Annotated in this window: 16 protein-coding genes; 11 read left to right on the top strand and 5 right to left on the bottom strand. The window is 67.0% G+C overall.

The window, feature by feature from the left end; all coding sequences use genetic code 11:
* Positions 1-35 precede the first annotated feature (35 nt).
* On the top strand, positions 36-974 hold the full coding sequence (locus tag DMB37_RS03385; RefSeq protein WP_135231409.1) for an alpha/beta fold hydrolase: 939 nt from the start codon (positions 36-38) through the stop codon (positions 972-974).
* A 63-nt stretch (positions 975-1037) separates the two neighbouring features.
* Here DMB37_RS03385 and DMB37_RS03380 read toward each other — a convergent pair whose 3' ends face one another.
* Positions 1038-1931 (bottom strand): LysR family transcriptional regulator, encoded by an 894-nt coding sequence (locus tag DMB37_RS03380; RefSeq protein ID WP_135231408.1) that lies wholly within the window; start codon positions 1929-1931, stop codon positions 1038-1040.
* Between the two features lie 287 nt (positions 1932-2218).
* Between DMB37_RS03380 and DMB37_RS03375 the strand changes: the two genes are divergently transcribed.
* Positions 2219-3880, top strand: a complete 1662-nt coding sequence (locus DMB37_RS03375; RefSeq protein WP_167768719.1) for a protein-arginine deiminase domain-containing protein — start codon at positions 2219-2221, stop codon at positions 3878-3880.
* A gap of 366 nt (positions 3881-4246) precedes the next feature.
* Positions 4247-4762, top strand: a complete 516-nt coding sequence (locus DMB37_RS03370) for a hypothetical protein (RefSeq protein WP_135231406.1) — start codon at positions 4247-4249, stop codon at positions 4760-4762.
* On the opposite strand, the gene DMB37_RS03365 is transcribed toward DMB37_RS03370, so the two are convergent.
* On the bottom strand, positions 4749-5390 hold the full coding sequence (locus DMB37_RS03365; protein ID WP_135231405.1) for a TetR/AcrR family transcriptional regulator: 642 nt from the start codon (positions 5388-5390) through the stop codon (positions 4749-4751). The two genes, DMB37_RS03370 and DMB37_RS03365, sit on opposite strands and share 14 nt — an antisense overlap.
* Positions 5391-5497: 107 nt before the next feature.
* Between DMB37_RS03365 and DMB37_RS03360 the strand changes: the two genes are divergently transcribed.
* On the top strand, positions 5498-6553 hold the full coding sequence (locus DMB37_RS03360; protein ID WP_135231404.1) for a medium chain dehydrogenase/reductase family protein: 1056 nt from the start codon (positions 5498-5500) through the stop codon (positions 6551-6553).
* Between the two features lie 54 nt (positions 6554-6607).
* The gene (locus DMB37_RS03355) at positions 6608-7207 is read left to right on the top strand and encodes an ABC transporter permease (protein ID WP_135231403.1); all 600 of its coding nucleotides are present in this window, start codon (positions 6608-6610) and stop codon (positions 7205-7207) included.
* Between the two features lie 56 nt (positions 7208-7263).
* Here the strand turns inward: DMB37_RS03355 and DMB37_RS03350 are convergent, their stop codons facing one another.
* Genes DMB37_RS03350 through DMB37_RS03340 form a run of 3 tightly spaced genes read right to left on the bottom strand, consistent with a single transcriptional unit; the run spans position 7264 to position 10441 of the window.
* Positions 7264-8160, bottom strand: a complete 897-nt coding sequence (locus DMB37_RS03350; RefSeq protein WP_206055170.1) for a ketopantoate reductase family protein — start codon at positions 8158-8160, stop codon at positions 7264-7266.
* A 20-nt stretch (positions 8161-8180) separates the two neighbouring features.
* A complete protein-coding gene (locus tag DMB37_RS03345) occupies positions 8181-9452 on the bottom strand; it encodes a glutamate synthase-related protein (RefSeq protein WP_135231401.1) in 1272 nt (423 codons plus the stop codon).
* Entirely contained in the window at positions 9449-10441 is a 993-nt protein-coding gene (locus DMB37_RS03340; RefSeq protein WP_135231400.1) for an asparagine synthetase A, read from the bottom strand. Before DMB37_RS03340 ends, DMB37_RS03345 begins: the two co-directional genes overlap by 4 nt.
* A 592-nt stretch (positions 10442-11033) precedes the next feature.
* Between DMB37_RS03340 and DMB37_RS03335 the strand changes: the two genes are divergently transcribed.
* Genes DMB37_RS03335 through DMB37_RS03310 form a run of 6 tightly spaced genes read left to right on the top strand, consistent with a single transcriptional unit; the run spans position 11034 to position 17897 of the window.
* Positions 11034-12113: an LLM class flavin-dependent oxidoreductase gene (locus tag DMB37_RS03335; protein WP_240772224.1), complete on the top strand. Its 1080-nt coding sequence runs from the start codon at positions 11034-11036 to the stop codon at positions 12111-12113.
* An 11-nt stretch (positions 12114-12124) separates the two neighbouring features.
* Complete coding sequence (locus DMB37_RS03330; RefSeq protein WP_240772223.1) at positions 12125-13441, top strand: MFS transporter; 1317 nt, start codon at positions 12125-12127, stop codon at positions 13439-13441.
* Positions 13438-13926: a cobalamin B12-binding domain-containing protein gene (locus DMB37_RS03325; protein ID WP_135231398.1), complete on the top strand. Its 489-nt coding sequence runs from the start codon at positions 13438-13440 to the stop codon at positions 13924-13926. Before DMB37_RS03330 ends, DMB37_RS03325 begins: the two co-directional genes overlap by 4 nt.
* Complete coding sequence (locus tag DMB37_RS03320; RefSeq protein ID WP_135231397.1) at positions 13926-15164, top strand: acetyl-CoA carboxylase biotin carboxylase subunit family protein; 1239 nt, start codon at positions 13926-13928, stop codon at positions 15162-15164. Before DMB37_RS03325 ends, DMB37_RS03320 begins: the two co-directional genes overlap by 1 nt.
* Positions 15161-16648, top strand: coding sequence for a hypothetical protein (locus DMB37_RS03315; protein WP_135231396.1), 1488 nt, complete (start codon positions 15161-15163; stop codon positions 16646-16648). Before DMB37_RS03320 ends, DMB37_RS03315 begins: the two co-directional genes overlap by 4 nt.
* Position 16649: 1 nt before the next feature.
* Complete coding sequence (locus DMB37_RS03310; protein ID WP_135231395.1) at positions 16650-17897, top strand: methylaspartate mutase; 1248 nt, start codon at positions 16650-16652, stop codon at positions 17895-17897.
* Positions 17898-17913: the final 16 nt, after the last annotated feature.

The raw sequence follows: 17913 nt of genomic DNA, 5'->3' as shown, positions 1-17913 counted from the left end.
TTCCACACCACACCTATTTTCGACGGAGCTTCGTCATGCCCAAAAACACCCCCGGACTTTTCTTTTCGCGCAACGGCGTCGCGCGCTCGTTTGCCGCCGTGACCGCAGCGGCCTTATCGGCCATGCTGGTGACCGGCTGCGACAGCGCCGAGGCCACCGACAGCGCCGCCACGTCGGCGGTCCGCCCCGCGGCGACCGACCAAGCGTCCGCCGATGGCAACGGCCGCTACGCTGCGGTCAACGGCGGCAGGCTCTACTACGAAACCCATGGCACCGGTCAACCGTTGATCCTGTTGCACGGCGGCCTCGGCACCGGCGAATCCACCTTCGGCGCGATGATTCCCGAGTTGGCCAAGACCCGCCGGGTCATCGCGGTGGACATGCAGGCGCACGGCCACACTCCCGACTTCGCGCGGCCGTTGTCCTACGAGGCGCTGGCCGATGATGTCGCGGCCCTCATCAACCATCTGCAACTCGGCAAAGCCGACCTGCTCGGCTACTCGCTCGGCGGCGGCGTCGCCCTCCAGGTGGCTGCCCGCACCCCGGACCTGGTCGACCGGTTGGTCATCGCCTCGGCGCCCTTCCGCTCCGACGGCTGGGTGCCCGAGACCCGCGCGGGCATGGCCGCCATGAATCCGGATGCGCTGCGCGAAACCCCGTTGTTCCAGCTCTACAGCGGCGTCGCGCCGGACCCTGCGGGCTGGCACGATCTGGTCACCAAGACCAGGGACCTGCTCACCAAGGACTACGACTGGACGCCTCAGTTGGCGCAGGTCCGAGCACCCGCGCTCGTCCTGACCGCCGAGTCCGATGCCCTGTACCGCGACCACGCCGCCGACATGGTCGTCAGGCTCAATGCCGGTAAGGCCGTTTCTCGGCTCGAAATCGTGCCAGGCACAACGCATTACGACATCATGTACCGAGCCGATCTGTTGCTGTCGCTGATCGGCACGTTCCTCGACACCACTCGATAACCGCCCACCTCAGCGAGCCGCGACCGACACTTCGGTCGCGGCTCTGCTGTTTCGCATGGCCGGTCACCCCAGCACGGCCGCCTCGGCGATGGTCTCGAGGAAGGGGTGCACGAGTGGGTTCTTGCCCGCGACCGGCCACATCAGGCCGTAGTCGATCGTCGCCGCGTCGTGGAAGGGGACGAAGACCACGCCCGGTCTGGAATGGAACTGCGCGGCGCGCAACGAGACGGTGCTGACGCCGACCCCCTGGCTGACGTGCACGAGCACCTCGGGCCAGAAGTTCGTCGCGGGCCCCTGCGGAATCGGGCGCCCGAGCGGCGTGTGCCGCGGGAAGTAGCGGTCCATCCAGTAGCTCGGGATGAGTTCGTCGGCGAGGGTGACCAGCGTGGCGTTGGCAAGATCCTCCATCGACACCGATTTCCGCGTCGCGAACGGATGATCCTCGGGGACCATGAGCGCGCGTGGTTCGGCGAACATGACCGGCCCGGTCTTGATGTCCGGCTCGGCGATCGGGAACTCGGTCAGCTGGAGATCGACTGCGCCCGAACGCATCCGGCCGAGCGGGTCGATGAGCTGGATCTCCTCGATGTCGACCACCGTGTCCGGGTAGCGCAGGCGAAACATCTCCGACGCCTTGACGATCAGGTTCCCGCACCAGGGCGCGGAGAACCCGACCGTGATGGCCCGTTGGGCGCTGTTGCCCTTGCTCGCCGCGGTGACGCTGGCCGATATCTGGTCGTAGGCCGGGCGCAGCTCGTCGCGCAGCTGCTTGCCGAGTGGCGTGAGAGTTACTGTGCGGCTGTTGCGTTCGAACAGCGGTGCGCCGATGCGGCGTTCCAGCTTGCGAATCGTCTGACTGATCCGGCTTGTCGTCACATGTAGACGTTCAGCGGTCCTGCCGAAATGTAATTCGTCGGCGAGCGTGAGGAAGGCCTCCAGCTCGAGGCGTTCCAGCATGCGTGTTTCCTCGTATCGTTGAGCGAGGCTCAACGTAGCATGTTCGATTCGACCCTTGCGCTCCGTGCTGCGACATGGAACTGTGCGCTGGCGTCGGGTCCGAAACGGCCAGCCGATCGGCGGTGATCGGCAAGCTGTCGGCAGTGCATTCCGGACTTTCGGGGGGAGGTGGTGGGTCGAGGGCGTGCGTAGCGTAAATCGGCGTGGATATGGCCTTTTCGAGAATGCGTGTTCGTAAAATTGGGCTGCTCTCGGGCGTTTTCGCATTGGTTCTTGGTGGGTGCGCGGTGTCGGCTGCGGACAGTTTTGTCGCCGACATTCGGGCCGACAGTAATCGGGACGGTGTTGTCGACGGGAACGATGTGGGCGGTCGGATCGAGAAGGGTAAGTGGACAGCGGAGTACGGCGCTGTTTTGTTGCCGAATATCGGTGATGTGGTGCGGCGGTGCCCGTCGAGTGGCAGCCAGGTTTCCGACGATGAGCTCGCGGGCTGTCACGATGCGGCCGATGATGTGGCGCGCGCACCTGATTATCTGGCGCCGATGGTGACCATGCCGCTCGGTAGGGCCGCCGAGGGGGCGACCGGGCGGGTTGCGGCGGTGGGGGTCGGTGCCGAGAAGATCCGGATATTCGTGAAACGTGCGCAGGCGTGGGTAATGCTGGGGCCGGGCGCGGCCCTGACCGAATCCGAACTGCGGCATGGCGCGACCCTCGGGATCGATTCGCGCGATGTCGTGCGTGATCGGGCGGTGTGGGATGGGTCTGTCACCGTTCGCTTCACGGTCCAGCGCGGTGACCGGACGGTCACCGATGAGGTCGCCCTTCGGGTGGCGCCGGTTGTCCTTCATCACCATAACCAGAGCGTGGAGACACTGCTGGTATCCGAGAGCGGTGACGACGAAAGCCATGCCCGGTTCGTCGGCGAATTGGCTTCGGCGGCGCGCGCAAGTGGATTGAGTGCGCCACTGGTACGGCTGAATACCACCGACACCTGGGGTCAGGACTTTCTGGAGTTCGGCTATGTGTCGATGCCGGGCCGGGGCGGTAAGAGTATTTCGATCCGCATCGCGATCCGTTCCCCGCAACCCGAGCGGGAAGGCGGCCGTGCGGTTTTCGACCTCAGGGGTCCCGGTGTGGGAGCGATTCAACTCGGCGGAGTGGGTAGCGACCATGTGGACGGGTTCGGAAATGTCGAGACGATACCGCCGCACACGCACGCCGGACGAGAGTTTCCGGCAGGCCGGGTGATCATCGGCACCGGAAACGTGGACAACCCGGCCGCGACAAGTGTAGAACTGCAAAAGTTCTTCAACGCCCAGCAGATTCAGCCGCCGGTGATTCTGGACGCCTCCTGGCTGATCGTCGGGCACGTCGACGAATTCGTTCAGTTCTTGCCGACGGCCTCCGGTCGCGGGTGGCGGCCCGCGGTCACCGATCCTCGGCGCGGTCTCCAGATCCTGCGCGATCAGCAACGAGCGGGGCATGGCAGCGTGCCGGCGTTCTCCCGCCCTGGTGTCTCCGAGCAAACCATCGACGACATCCTGGCGGACCAGAAATTTGTCGCAGACAACGAACGCGCGGCGCAGAAGATCGAAGCGAACGTCGCGCGACTGCACCAGGAGGCCGGGCTGAAACCCGAGGAGTTCGTGCGCATTCCAGGTCTCTACAAAGGCGGCGACATACCGGAAGCACCGGACGCGCTGACGAGCTTCTACCCGGGCGCGGTCAACGGCGTGCTGATGAACGCGACGAACTACATCTCGGCGCGGCAGTGGGGCCCGATCGTCGACGGACGGGACGTGTTCGAAGCCGCGGTGACCGAGGCGTACCGGTCGGCCGGAGTCTCGGTGCACTACGTGGACGAGTGGGAAGCGCTGCACCTGGGTGGTGGCGAGATCCACTGCGGCACGAACGTCATCCGGCAGCTCGGCAGTCCGCCGATTAGGTGAAAACTACCGACGCGAACATTGCCCTGCTCTCGTGACGATTGGTGCATGGCAAGACGACAGTACCTACCCATCCTGACCATCGATCCGTCATGAGCCTGCGCGACCCAGCCGATCGGCCGGAAGGAACAGCTTGTCGGGGGATAGGCCCGAATACGCACCGCCACTTAACGTCAGAGCCCGGTGATCAGCCGCACGGACTGCCCTCCGTTGTCGCTGTCGGGTGGCACGGCCGATCACCGCACAGGTCCGCCGGTCTCGGTAATCGCTCGCCAGGCACCAATCCCTCGAACCTGGCCCGAGGCCGGCGGACCGATTCCCGCCCAGCGACCGCACCGCCCGCATGGCCATACCACCCCTGGAGACGTAATGCTCACCGCAGACCGGGAACTCGTGTCGTTGCGCACCTCGGCGATACTGCCGATCGTGTTCTTCCTCCCGCCGCTCGTCAGCTTCGCGGTCGCGCCGGGAGCCGTCTGGGCCGAGTATCCGGGCATCCTGTTCCATCTCGCGATTCTCGTGCTGATCGCGCGGCTGGACGCCCCGGAATGGGCCAGGGCAGCGGGTTACGGCTGGATCGTCATCGATGTGGTCACCGGCGTCCTGGTGATCAACGAGGTACCCGAGGACATCACCTGGCCGATCCGGCTGGGCGGGCACGTTCTCGCCGGTGTGTGGATGATCGCGGCGTCGCTGCTCGCAGAATCGAAGGCGGTGCGGGTCGTCGGGGTGGTCGTCGGCAGCTGGCTCGCGCTGTACAGCTTCGGCAGCCACTACCTGCCCCGGCCGTTCCTGTATCCCGCCAGCATCCTTACGGTCGTCTGGCTGGGGCTGCTCGCCGCGTTTTACCGGCCCGTCCGACGGGTCGAAACTACCGCTCGGTGAAGTGTGCCAGCGTGTTGACGACTCGCTCCGCGATATCGGCCGGCCACGGAAAAGAGGGTGCGGCGGCCTGCTGGTGGGCGAGCCCGTGCAGGCCGAGCCAGAGCGCGACCGCGTCCGCGGTGGGGTCGTCGCTGGTGGCGTCGCCGGCGGTGACGCAGTCGGCGAGGCCATCGGCGAGCAGTTGCATGCTCGTCTGACCGAGGGTGGCCACGTCGGCCGCGCTCACCGAGGACTCGTCCAGATCGGGCACCCACAGTCCGCCGAACATGGTGCGGTAGCGCCCCGGACGGTCACGCGCGAAATCCAGATAGCCGTAACAGACGGCCAGCAATCGCTCGCGCGGCGTCTTGTCCGCCGCATCCCTGGCGGTGCGCAATCGCTCGTCCAGCTCGGCGAAGGCGTTCTGCACCACGGCCAGCATGATGGCCGGCTGGTCGGGGAAGTGGCGGTAGATCGACGGGGCCGCGATCCCGGCGCGGCGCGCGACCGAACGCAAGGTGATTGCGCTTTCCTCGCCGGTTTCGTCGAGCAGTGCGACCGCGGCCGTCACGATCTCGTCGCGCAATCGAGCGCCCTCGCCGCGGGGGTTGCGTGTGCGGACAGGGGGCGCGACCTCGTTCGTTCCCATGCCGTCAGCTTACATCACAAAACTTACAGCCGTTATCTCTTGCGCAAAGTGAGTTTACAGCCGTAGCCTTACAGTCGTTAGCTCAATCGATCCGGAATGGACACCTCATGGAAAACAACACCGTCACCACTACCGTCACCGCGGTCGTCCTGCCGGGCAAGGTCGAGCCCGACGGCTTGCAGGTCACCCGCCGCGGCCTCGCCGCGCCCGCCGCCGGCCAGGTCGTGCTCGGCATGGAGGCGACGGGTGTCTCGTTCGCCGAGCAGCAGATGCGCCGCGGCAAGTACTTCGACCAGCCGCCGTTCCCGTTCGTGCCCGGCTACGACGTGGTCGGCACCGTCACCGCGACCGGCCCCGGCGTGGACACCGCGCTGATCGGACGCCGGTTCGCCGCGGTCACCAAGGTCGGCGCCTGGGCCGGCGCCCTGCTGGTCGACGCCGCTGATCTGGTGGCGGTGCCGGACGGCGTGACCCCGGCCGCCGCCGAGACCGTGGTGGTCAACGGCCTCACGGCCTGGCAGTTGCTGCACCGTTCGGCCGAAGTGCGTTCCGGCGCAACGATTGTCGTGCTCGGCGCCAACGGCGGCGTCGGCTCCACGCTCGTGCAACTGGCCCGCCATGCCGGGATCACGGTGATCGGCACGGCTTCCCCGCGGCATCACGCGGCCCTGCTCGAGCAGGGCGTGCGCCCGGTGGACTACCGCGACCCCGAAATGTATCGCCGGATAAGGGAACTCGCGCCCGACGGCGTCGACGCGGTGTTCGACCACGTCGGCGGTGCGGGGGTGGTCGAGTCGTGGCGGCTGCTGCGCCGCGGCGGAACGCTGGTCTCCTACGGCACCGCGTCGACGAAAGACGTGGACGGCAATTCGCAGCTGCCGGTGCTGAAGTTGTTCCCGCGGTTGCTGATGTGGAACCTGCTGCCCAACGGCAAGAGCGCGCGCTTCTACAACCTGTGGGCGGGCCAGCGTCGCCGCGATGCCTTCCGTAGCCGGCTGCGCGAAGACCTCACCCAGGTGCTGCGGCTGCTCGCCGACGGTGTGCTGACCCCGCAGATCGCCGCGGAATTCCCGCTCTCCGAGGCAAGTTCGGCCTTGGCGCTGGCGGAGTCGCGCACCGTCGCGGGCAAGGTCGTCATCGTGCCGGACACCCGCCACTCCTGAATCCCACCTTTCCACTTCGTGCGCACCCGCACCGATACCTCGAAGGCTCCAGCCATGACCACCTATGTCGCCACCTCGATCCCCACCATCCCGGCCGTCACCCGCAGCGGTGACGTCGACAACCGCGCCACCTACATCAGCTTCGGACTCGCCTACGTCCTCGGCCACGGTGCCGCCGCGCTCTCCCGCGGCGACAGCCCACTGGTCGCCCTGCCCGGCTGGTTGCCGATGACGCTGCTTGGTCTCGGTTTCCTGATCGGCACCGTGTGCGCCACCCGCGCCGCCCTGCACGCCCAGCGCGGCGCCGACAAATCCGAGGTGCTCGGCGGAAAACTGCTCGGCCTGTCCTGGGGTGTGGGTTTCGGGGCGCTGATCCTGGCCATCACCGGCCTCTCGTCCACGCTGGCCGTGCCCGAACTGCAGACCTTCCTCTGGCCCGCCGGTTCCGGCCTCGTCGTCGGCCTGCTCTACCTCGGCGAAGGCGCCGCGCGCCGCAACGTGCTGCACTACGGCCTCGGCGGCTGGCTCGCACTGATCTCGACCGCCGCACTGTTTTTCAGCGTCCCCGGCTTCTTCGGAATCCTCGCGGTCGCGGGTGGCGGCGGCTACGCGGTGGCCACCGTTCTCGAGTTCCGCCGTCGCGGCCTCCGCTGACCACCACCCGCCAACCCCCGGCACCTGTCCGGGGGTTGAGCCATGTAGTCAGCCGATCAGGCGGGAGCCGACCCCTCGCTCAGCCGAGCCAAGTCGGCGACCAGCCGCTCGGTCAGCGGCATCGCCACCGTGTGCTGCCGCGCGATACGCAACAGCGCCCCGCCGATCGCATCGAGCTCGAGCGGCCGTCCGGCCTCGGCGTCGCGTTGCATCGAGGACTTGGCTTCCGGCGGAAAGGCGTCGTAGAACCGCAGTGCCGCATCGACATCGGCGGGCACACCGGCCGCGCGGCTGAGTGCGGCAACCTCCGCGACCAGGTCGACCAGCTCCGCGCGGTGCACGGTCCGCATCTCCCCGACGGGACACTTGTGATGCGTTGTCATCAGGGCGAACGGCGCGAGGAAGAACAGCTTTCCCCACAGCATGGCGGCTTCGTCGTCGCGTGTCGTCGCGCGCACGCCCGCGCCATCGAGCACCGCGACCAGCTCGTCGAGCCGCTCGGATGGCGTTGTCGCACTCGCCAGATCGATCTCGACGAACGGGCTGCCGTGCTCGACGATCCCCGGCGCGACCCGCGTCGACGCCACCCGAATCACGCCGGGCACCACCAATTCCGGGCGATACCGCCCGCGCAGCGCCGCCGGATGCTCGATCCCGTTGAGCAGCGGTACCACCAAGCCGTCGCCGAGCGCGGCGGGGGACACCCGGTCGAGGGCCGCGCCGAGGACGTTCTGCTTGACCGTCACCAGGCACACGTCGACCGGCTCGCGCAACTCGGTGTCCGCCTCGGCCTGCACGGTGAAATCACCGAACATCCCACTGCGCACCTGCATTCCGTGCTCCCGCACGGCACGCACGGTTTCCGCACCGCCGAGGAACGTCACCCGATGCCCGGCCCGCGCGAGCAACGCACCCACCAGCCCACCGACTCCGCCCGGGCCCAGTACTGCCACAGACCTCGGTCGCCCTGTATTCATCGCGTCCTTTCGTTGGTAGCGGGGAACCAGATGTCCTCGGCGGCCAGATCCGCGATCCGGTACTTGCCGAGCGCGCTGATCAGGAGCCGCAGCTCCAGCTCGAACGCGACCAACAGGTTCGTCAGTCCATGATCGGCATTCTCGTCGGCGGCCACCAGCGCCGCTCGGCCGAGTCCGACGGCGGAGGCGCCGAGAGCCAGGCACTTCACCACTCTGGTTCCCTCCCAGCACCTTCCGGACACCAGCAGGCTGTTTCCGTGCCGGTCGCGGTCGGCGACCCTGCGTAAGCATTCGGCCAACGGCAGGCCGACGTGCTCGAGAAACCCGTGCGGCGCCCAGCCGGTGCCTGCTTCCGCGCCGTCGACGGTCACCGCATCGGCGCCCGCCGCCCAGGCGACCTCGGCCGCGTCGCCCACATCCCGGGCCGGCGGCAGCTTCACCCAGATGCGGCAGCGCGGATAGTTGTTGCGCATCAACCGAATCTGCTGGCGCAGGATCTCCGGGGTGAAGGTGCCCGGGGTGGCCGAGCGCAGCAACGGTGCCGCCGCGCCGTCGTAGATATCCAGCATGTCGTACTGCGCCGACAGGTGTGCGGCCCGATCGGGCGGGAGCAGGGTCATGCCGCCGAGACCGGGCTTGGCACCTTGGCCCACCTTCAATTCGAAGGCCAGGCGACCACTGGTCAGCAGCTGCTCGCTCGCCGGATCGCTGTACACCAGGTTCCACACCTCGGCGTCGGCGTCCTCGGTGCTCTGCTGGACGATCACCCCGCCGGTGTCCTCGGCGGCCATCTTGGTGTATTCGGTGAGCCGACGCAGCAGCGAGCTCTGCTCCTCGTCCGCCATCCGCCCGTAGCCGGACACCGGCACGATGTTCTCGCCGATCACCATCGGCACGCCAGCGGCACCGGCTTGCCCGGCCACCGCGACACCTAGATCGCCGTCGGCCACGGCGGTGGACCCGAACGCCGAAACATACACCGGCAGAGTCGATCGCAGGCCGCCGATAGTGGTGGTCAGATCGACGTCACCGGCCAGCGGCTCCCTGCCGAGGTCGAACATCATCTCCGCGCGCAGCGGTACGAACACGGGCGGGACCAGCCGCGCGTGGTCGATCGCGTCCAGGGAGTCCGGTGCGGCTGTCGGTTGCCCCTGCCCGAACAGAGTGGAGCCGTACTGCGCGTTGTCGGGGAACACCGAACCCGCCGCCGTCCGCGCTCGCGCCCGCACCTCGCGCTCGGGGAATCCGGGAGCCGACAACACACTCATGGCCGGAGCTCCCCCGGAATCTTGGGGTAGGCGCTGGCCTGCCAGACCGCGTCCAAGCCGCCGAGGAAGCGGGTGAACCGCTCGACGCCGAGGCCGAAACCCGCACTGGGCGAGAGGCCGTCGCGGGCCAGGGTGAGGTACCACTCGTATTTGGCCGGGTTCTCACCGGTTTCCCGCATGCGGGTGAGCAGGGTGCGGTAGTCCGATTCACGGGCGCTGCCGCTCATCATCTCGCCGAAGCCGCCGGGGAAGATCAGGTCGAAATTGCGCAGTGTGCCCGGCTCGTCGGGGTTCTCGCTGTCGTAGAAGCCGCGCGAACCCTTCGGATAGTCGGTGATGAAGAACGGGCGGGTGGCGGCGGCGGAGATGATTTCCTCACCCTGCCAGTCGATCTCGGTGTGCTCGCGCTGGTCGTGGCCGAGGTCGCGCAGCTGCGCCACCGTCGCCGAGTGCCGCCGGCGGTCATAGGGACCCGCGAGCACCTGCTTCAGCTGTTCGAGATCGCGGTCCAGGATCTCCAGCTCGCGCTGGGCATTGCTCAAGACGTGCTCCACGGCGTATTTCGTCAGCCGCTCGGCCACGTCCATGGCGTCTTCGCGCGAGCCGTTCGCGATCTCCACATCGAGCTGATGAAACTCCGCGAGGTGCCGATGCGTCACCGCGGTCTCCAGCGGCTCGAGCCGCACGTTGGGCGCCACGTGGAAGATCTTGTCGAAGGCGAGCAGCGAGGCCTGCTTGTAGAGGATGCCGCTGGTCATCAGCTTGTAGCGGTGGCCGTAGTAGTCGATGTCGACCTGTTTCGCGCCGCGCGCCCCCGGGTCGGTCACCGGACCGATGATGGGCGGCAGCAGCTCGGTGAATCCCTCTGCGGTCAGAAATTCGCGCGCGGCGGACAGGAATCGGGCCTGCACCGTCAATGCCGCGACGGTTCGTTTCGACGTGAGATGCGCACGCGGTAGTGGGGGCGCGGATACAGTCGGTTCAGTCACTTCAGGCAAAGTTCGATCCGTTCAATAGTCGTGCGAGAGTGGTCGAATTCCGTGGCGCGGATATTCGCCATCGGAGATATCTGACAAGCCGATTGTGGTGCCCGATATTCGACGATTCCTCGTATGCAATTGGTCTACTATCGACTAACGTATCTATCCACGTTAACTGTTCTCGCGTGATCGACGCGAATACGCGGTAACTGGTGGGAAACTATTGCTTGACGGCCTTCGTCGAACCCCCCTAACCTGTCGAACTGTCCTGCTAACGCACTGGTAGCGGCCCTATTCTCCCTCGTTCCGGCGAGGTCGTCCACCCCCCGAATGGGGGGTATTCCGGTTGTGAAGATCGTTTAGGAGTGCTGTTCGAGCCGTCCGAGAAGGGCCGCCGAACTAATGTGTTAACGGTGCGGTGCAGGCAGCTTATACCCCTTTGACAGCGGCGGGAAGTCGATGTAACTTTGCCTTAACAGGGCAGGGGGAGTTGGACGGGGTGCGACTTTCCATTGATGCTGAGAATCTTCTACTGTCTCCGTCGCGATAACTGGAAGTGAATCCCGAGATAATGAACTACGACCGTACGAACTTCGCACCGGTGTCTCATTCTCGAGTCGAGCCCGGAGAGCTGAGGTTCCACTGGTGCGCGCCGCTGGACAGTGGTCAGCAGAAGGCCACCGAGAAGTATCGAGTCGGCGAACTCGACTTCGACGGGATGGTGGACTTCTGCCAGGAGGCCGACGCGCTCGGCGTCGACTCCTTGCTGATGGGCATCGCCGACTACATGCCCGACCCGCTGCCGATGATCGGCGCGCTGGTCCGGGAGACCGAGAACGTCACCTTCATCCTGGCCTACCGGCCGGGCCTGTTGTCGCCGACTCTGTTCACCCAGGTCGTCAACACGATCTCGTGGATGTCCGATGGGCGCATCGCGTTGAACCTGGTCGCAGGCATCTCGCCGGCGGAGCAGGCGGGCTACGGCGATTTCGTCGCCCATGACGGCCGGTACGCCCGCACCCAGGAATTCCTCGACATCTGCCACCGGTTCTGGGGCGGCGAGAAGCCGCTGTCCTACGCGGGCGACCACTACGTCATCAAAGAGGCCGCGCTCGGCCTGGGCTACAAGGGCGGCGGCCGGCCCGAGATCTACCTGAGCGGCGCGTCGGAGATCGCGCAGGAGACCGCCGCCATGTACGGCGACTGCTGGCTGCGCTACGGCGATACGCCCGAGGGCATGGGCGCCGCGGCGCGACCGGTCCTCGACAAGGGCACCAGGGTCGGCACCCGAATGCATGTGCTGGCCAGGGAAACTCGCGCGCAGGCGCTCGCCGATCTCGCCGCCATGCAGGAGAACCCCGATGAAAAGCATCGCGAATGGGTCGCGCAGATTGTCGCCGCGTCCGACTCCGAGGCCGTGAAAACCTCCTTCCGGCTCGCCGAGCAGGCCGCCGACGACTGGCTGTCGCCGATGATCTACTCCGGCTTCGTGCCCTACCGCGGCGGGCCCGCGCTGTGCGTGGTCGGCAGCTACCAGGAGGTGGCCGACTACCTCTACCAGTACAAGGCGGCCGGGATCAGCGAGTTCATCTTCTCTGGTTGGCCGACCCGCGACGAGATGCGCATCTTCTACACCCATGTCCTGCCCCTCATCCGTGAACGCGAGAGACGGCTGGGATGAAGCAGCGGGCGGTGGCTCGGCGCCGGGGGAAGGAAGTCAGCGAAGCCGACGGGGTGGATAAGCCCAGCGGGACGGCGGTCGGCGGGTCCGACGGGCTGAACAAGCTCAGCGTCCTGTTCGCCACCGGCGTTCTGCTCGGACTGGTCGCTGAGCAAGTGGTGCTGTTCGCGGTGCCGCTATTGATCTTTCACGACACCAAGCAGGTCTCCACCCTCGGCTTCGCGTTCGCGCTCGAGTGGCTGCCCGCCCTCATCGCCTACCCGTTCGCAGGCATGCTCGCCGACCGAGACGGCGGCGCCAGGCTGTTCACCCGCGTCGCGACGATGCGCGCGCTGATCCTGGTCGCCGTCGTGCTGGTCTGCCTCGTCCGGCCCGGCTGGCTGGTGCCCGCCTTGATGACCGGTGGCGCGTGTCTTTCGGTGTGTGTCGCGCCCATCCGGATGTCGATCGAGCGGATGGTGCCGCAGCTGGCCCGCGACTCCCAGATCGCCACGGTGCAGTCGCTGGTGCAGAACATGGAGTTGCTCGCCATGGCGCTCGGGCCCGCGCTCGCGATCGTGGGCGCGGCTTTGCTCGGCAAGCTGCCACTGCTGCTGGTCGCCGCGGCCGCGTTCGGCATCAGCGCGTTGACCTGGCTGCCACTGCCACGGCCCCAGGTGCGGGCCGCCGTCGGGTGGGTGGCCCGGGAAGTGCTCGCGGAGTTGGCCACCGGATGGCGACTCATGGTGCAGATCCGCCCGGTCTTGCTGCTCGGCATCCTCAACTTCACCATCAACCTGGTGGTCGGCGTGCTGATCGTCTCGAACGCAGCCCTGGTCACCGACGTTTTCAAAGCACCCGACTCGGCCTACGGTCTGCTGAACGCGGCCGTCGGGGTCACCGGGCTGCTGAACCTCCTGCTGATGCCCGCGCTGCTCCGTCGCGTCGGTGTCGGGCCCATCGGGGTGACGGGATTCTGGCTGATGTGCGCCGCGTTCCTGATAGCCGCTCTCGCACCGTCCTATTGGGTCTACGCCCCAGCCTTTGTCGCGATGCTCGTCGGCGACGCGCTCTACAACATCTACAACCGCACCCAGCGGGTGAAGGTGATCCCGATCGAGCATCTCGGCAAGGTGATGGGGCCGTTCTATCTGCTCAACCTGTTGTCCTATCCGATCGCGGGCCTGCTGATCGGTGGTCTGGGCGCCACCATCGGCCCGCAACGGCTCGCGCTGTGGCTGGGCATCATGCTCTGCCTGTTCGGCGCGGTTTTCCTGCCGTTGACGATGGCCAGTTTCCGAAAAGCGTTGCTGGCCCGCGAGAACGCTAACGTTGAGGTCGTGACATGAACGTTCGTTTCCGGTGCGTGCTGAGCACCGTGGAGTCCGATTCCCATCTCTGGAATCTGGTGTACCTGCAGAAGCTGCTCGAGGAGAACGGTGCCTCGGTGCACAACCTCGGGCCGTGTACGCCGGTCGAGAGCGTGGCCGACGCCATCCGCGCGGACCGGCCCGACCTGCTGGTCGTGTCCAGCGTCAACGGCCACGGTTTCCACGGCGCGCAGGTGCTGCTGTCCGGTCTGCGCGAGCGCGGACTCGAGGTGCCGTGCGCCATCGGCGGCAAACTGACCACCGCGGTCTCCGACGACGACCGGGTCCGCCGCGAACTGCTCGACCTGGGCTACACCGACGTATTCCTCGGCGACGACGCCATCGCGCGCTTCCGCGGTTTCCTGCGTTTCGGTCTCGCCCAAGGGTTTTCGGCCTGGCGCGCGGACCCGGCGCTGATCACGCCGTGGGACAGCGAGAACTCCGCGACCCGAAAGGTGTCCTGATGCATATCGTCATCGTCAATCGGTGGCCGCGTTTCTTCGACGGGACCCGCTGGGACAACGAGCTCACCCGCTACGAGGAGTTCATCGACCACGACGCCAACCAGGTGAGCTACGTGGTGGACGGTCCCGGGGCCGAGGGCGTGCTCGCCGATCCGGCGAAGATCGCCTGCCAGGTACGCGTCGAGGACGTCAACGACGTCGCGGCCCTCGGCGCGGCCGTCCTGGAGATCACCGAGCGGGTCGGACCGGTGGACGAGCTGATCGCCCTGTCGGAGTTCACCCTGGAGATCGCGGCCAAGGTCCGTGAGGATCTCGGCATTCCCGGACCGACCCGCACGGAGGTCGCCGTCTACCGCGACAAGGTTCGGATGAAGCAGGTGCTGGACGAGGCGGGAATTCGGGTGCCGCGCTTCGATTCCTGCGTGAGCGCCGAGCAGGTGCGCGCGTTCGCGGCGTCCTGCGGCTATCCGCTCATTCTCAAGCCGGTCGCCGCGGCCGCCAGCATCGGTGTGCGCCGGGTCGACAACGCCGCGGAGCTGGACGCCGCGCTGGCGACCCTCGATCTCGGCGACTACGAGATCGAGGAATTCATCGCGGGGCAGATCTACCACGTGGATGGCTTCGTCGATGACGATTCCCGCATCACGTTCCAGGCGACGTCTCGCTACATCAACGACTGTCTGTCCTTCACGCATGGTGCGCCGCTCGGCTCGGTGTTGCTGAGCCCGTCGCCACGGCGGACGCTGATCGAGGACTTCTCTCAGCAGATCGTCACGGCACTCGGCTTGCGCCGCTTGCCATTTCACCTCGAGGTGTTTATCACCCCGGCCGGCGATCCGGTATTCCTGGAGATCGGCGGCCGAGTGGGCGGCGCCGAAGTTCCGCACCTGATCTACCGGGTCTTCGGCGTCAACCTGTACGAGATGTTCCTGCGGGTGCTGTCCGGCGGGCCGGTCCCGCCGGTGCCCGACCTCATCGACTCCTCCGGCGGTTGGCTGATCATGCCCAAGTCCGCCGCGCGGGCCGAGCGGGTGCTGCGGGTCGCCTCCATGCGCGACCAGGTGCCGATCGTCTGGCGCGAGCTGCTGCCCGAACCCGGGCAGGTGCTGGCGCCGGGCGGCGCGTACGACGCGCTGCACCGTGGGCGCTTCATTCTGCTGCACGAGGATGAGCACGTCGTCGAGGCCGGCATCCGAAAGATCATCGAGAACTTCGACTTCGAGGCGGAATCGCTGTGAACAGTGCACATGATGCCAACGACGACCGGGCGCGCTACGAGCAGCTGATCGGCTTCCTCACCGAGGAAGAGCGACTAGGGGTGGCGGCCGTCGGCGACAAGTTGATCGAAGCCGCGGGCGGTCGCCACAAGCTCGCCGACTACAAGGTCATGGTGGCCTACGGTGGCGGCAAGGACAGCACCTACGTCGTCGCTTTTGTGCGTGCCGTGCAATTACGTCTGCAACTCGCGCACGGCAGCACCTTCCTGATGCGGGTCGCGAACATGCGGCACGCCGGTGTGGTCGGCGCGGTGATGGAGAACATCGATCGGGTGTATTCGGCGCTGGGCCTGCTGGACGACGAGCGCGCCGAGCTGCTCACCATTGACCACACCGAGATTCGCCGTTTCCGAGTCGATCTGCCGCTGCCGGAGAAGCTGGTGGCCATCAACCGGCTCGACGTGCTGATGAACGGGCACCGCTCCGCAGGCGACGGCCGCCCCACTTTCTGCAACAGCTGCAATCTTGCGGTCGCTGACTTCTACGGGCGCGCCGCCTGGTGGCGCGGCGGCGTCGACGCGATCATGACCGGCGACTCCCGCCGGGAACAGGCCCTCTACGCCGCGTGGATTCTGCGGCTGGCCAAGGGCATCGGCATCGACGTGCAGCGCAAGGGCATGACCTTCCAGGATCTGCTCGCCGCGCTGCGCGGCGTCGGCGACGCCTACTTCCGCGAGTTGTTCGGCGACGACCGGCACGAGCCCGCCGAACGCGAGGTCGCGGTGGGGGACCGCTCGGTGCAGCCCACCTTCGTCTCCATCTACGACCTGGTGAGCTACCGGGTGCACGACCACTGGGATCTGATCGTCGATTTTCTCGGCTTCCGCTTCGACGACCTGGCGTTCAGCTTCACCGAATCCGACTGCGCCAATCCGACACTGATGGCACATTTGCGTGGACTGCGCGTCGAGTACGTGGAGGGGCGCACCTATGCGGCGGGCATCACGGAGTACCTGGAGTTCGCCGAGACGATGATGCGCCGGAAGGAAATGCCGGACCGGCTCATCGATCTCGCCCTGGCCCGCTACGACTCGCCGGACAAGATCGCCGAACGGCGCGCGGTGGCAAGTGCCTACGCCGAGAACGCCTTCGGGCTGAACGAGGACGCGTTGGTCGCGATGGTGTTCTCGCCGTTCACCGACAAGGGCGCGCGGCTGCCTGCCTTCATCGAACGCTGCCACCCCGAGTGGCGCGACGAGATCCCGGCCTTGCACGCCGCGCTGCTCGCCGAGGAGGGCAGCGACCACGCCGCCGCCTGGCTGGCGGAGGTGTCCGGGCTGTCCATCACGCACCTGCGCACGCTCTATCGCAGCTCACTGGTCGACTTCGCGGCCGGGGACACCGTGATGGCCAGGGTGCGGGCCGGTGATCCGCACAAATCTCAGGTGCACACCGTCGACGCGCAGTCGGGACTGCCCACGCTCGAACTGATCTCGGGCCGGTGACGTGGCAGGGTTTTTCGACAGTTTTGTGGCCGACCGTGCCGATGCGGGGCAGTTGGTCGTCCAGCCCCGCATGGGTTTCGGCAGCCTCGCGGCGATGCGGGCCGGTCTCGCGCGCGTTGCGCACCTGGATTTTCCGGTGATCGGCACCATCACGCTCGACAGTTACACCCGCGTCGGCGATTACCGGACGCCGCTGGAACGCCTCGCCGTCGGGGAGGAGTTGAACGGGTACCCGCTGGTCTCCCATTCGGTCGAGGACACGAAGAAGGTGCTCGCCGGCTTGTACGGGCCGACGTTTCCGGTGCAGGCGCGCCACGGCACCGCCCTGCCGTTGCGCGTCTTCCAGCGATTGGTCGAGGTCGGTCTGGACGCGACCGAAGGCGGCCCGGTCTCGTACTGCCTGCCCTACAGCAGGTTGCCGCTGCGCGACGCGGTCGATGCCTGGTCGGAGAGCACACGGTTTCTCGCGGGCGAGACCGAGTTCGGGCACATCGAGAGTTTCGGCGGGTGCATGCTCGGCCAGCTGTGCCCGCCGTCCCTGCTGGTGGCGCTGGCCGTGCTGGAGGGGTGCTTCTTTCGCCAGCACGGCCTGCGCTATATGTCGCTCAGTTATGCGCAAGGCACGCTGGCTGAACAGGATCGCGGCGCGCTGCGTGCCCTGCGGACCCTCGCCGCCGCCTACCTCGGCGACGTGACCTGGCACGTCGTGTTCTACACGTACATGGGCCTTTTCCCGAGGACCGCCGACGGCGCGACGCGGCTCATCCGCGATAGCGCCCGCCTGGCCATGGCGACGGGCTGCGAACGAATGATCGTGAAAACGGTGTCCGAGGCCTGGCAGATTCCCTCCGTCGCCGAAAACGTTGCGGCGCTGCGTATCGCGGCGGAGGAGGCCGCGGGGCCGCTCGACCCGGCGTCCCCGGCCGAGGCGGACTATTACACCGAGGTGCACGACGAGGCGCGCATCCTCGTCGACACGGTGCTCGACCTCGATGCCGACGTAGGGAAGGCGCTGCTGAAGGCCTTCGCCACCGGCCTGCTCGACGTGCCCTTCTGCCTGCACACCGACAACCTCGGTGCCACCACCTGCGTCATCGACGAGCAGGGCGCGCTGCGCTGGGGGTCGCTGGGCCGGCTTCCCTTGCCCGCCAGTGCCGGTCGCGACGATCTCGCCCGGCTCGGCTCCGACCAGCTCTACGGGATGCTCGACCACGTCGCGAACAGCTATGACAGCAGGCTGGTCCCGTGACTACCCCGAGGGGATC

Source organism: Nocardia sp. CS682, assembly GCF_004634405.1.
Taxonomy (GTDB): domain Bacteria; phylum Actinomycetota; class Actinomycetes; order Mycobacteriales; family Mycobacteriaceae; genus Nocardia; species Nocardia ninae.
The sequence above is the reverse complement of the archived record's forward strand: the minus strand, read 5'-3'. Positions and strand labels throughout refer to the sequence as shown.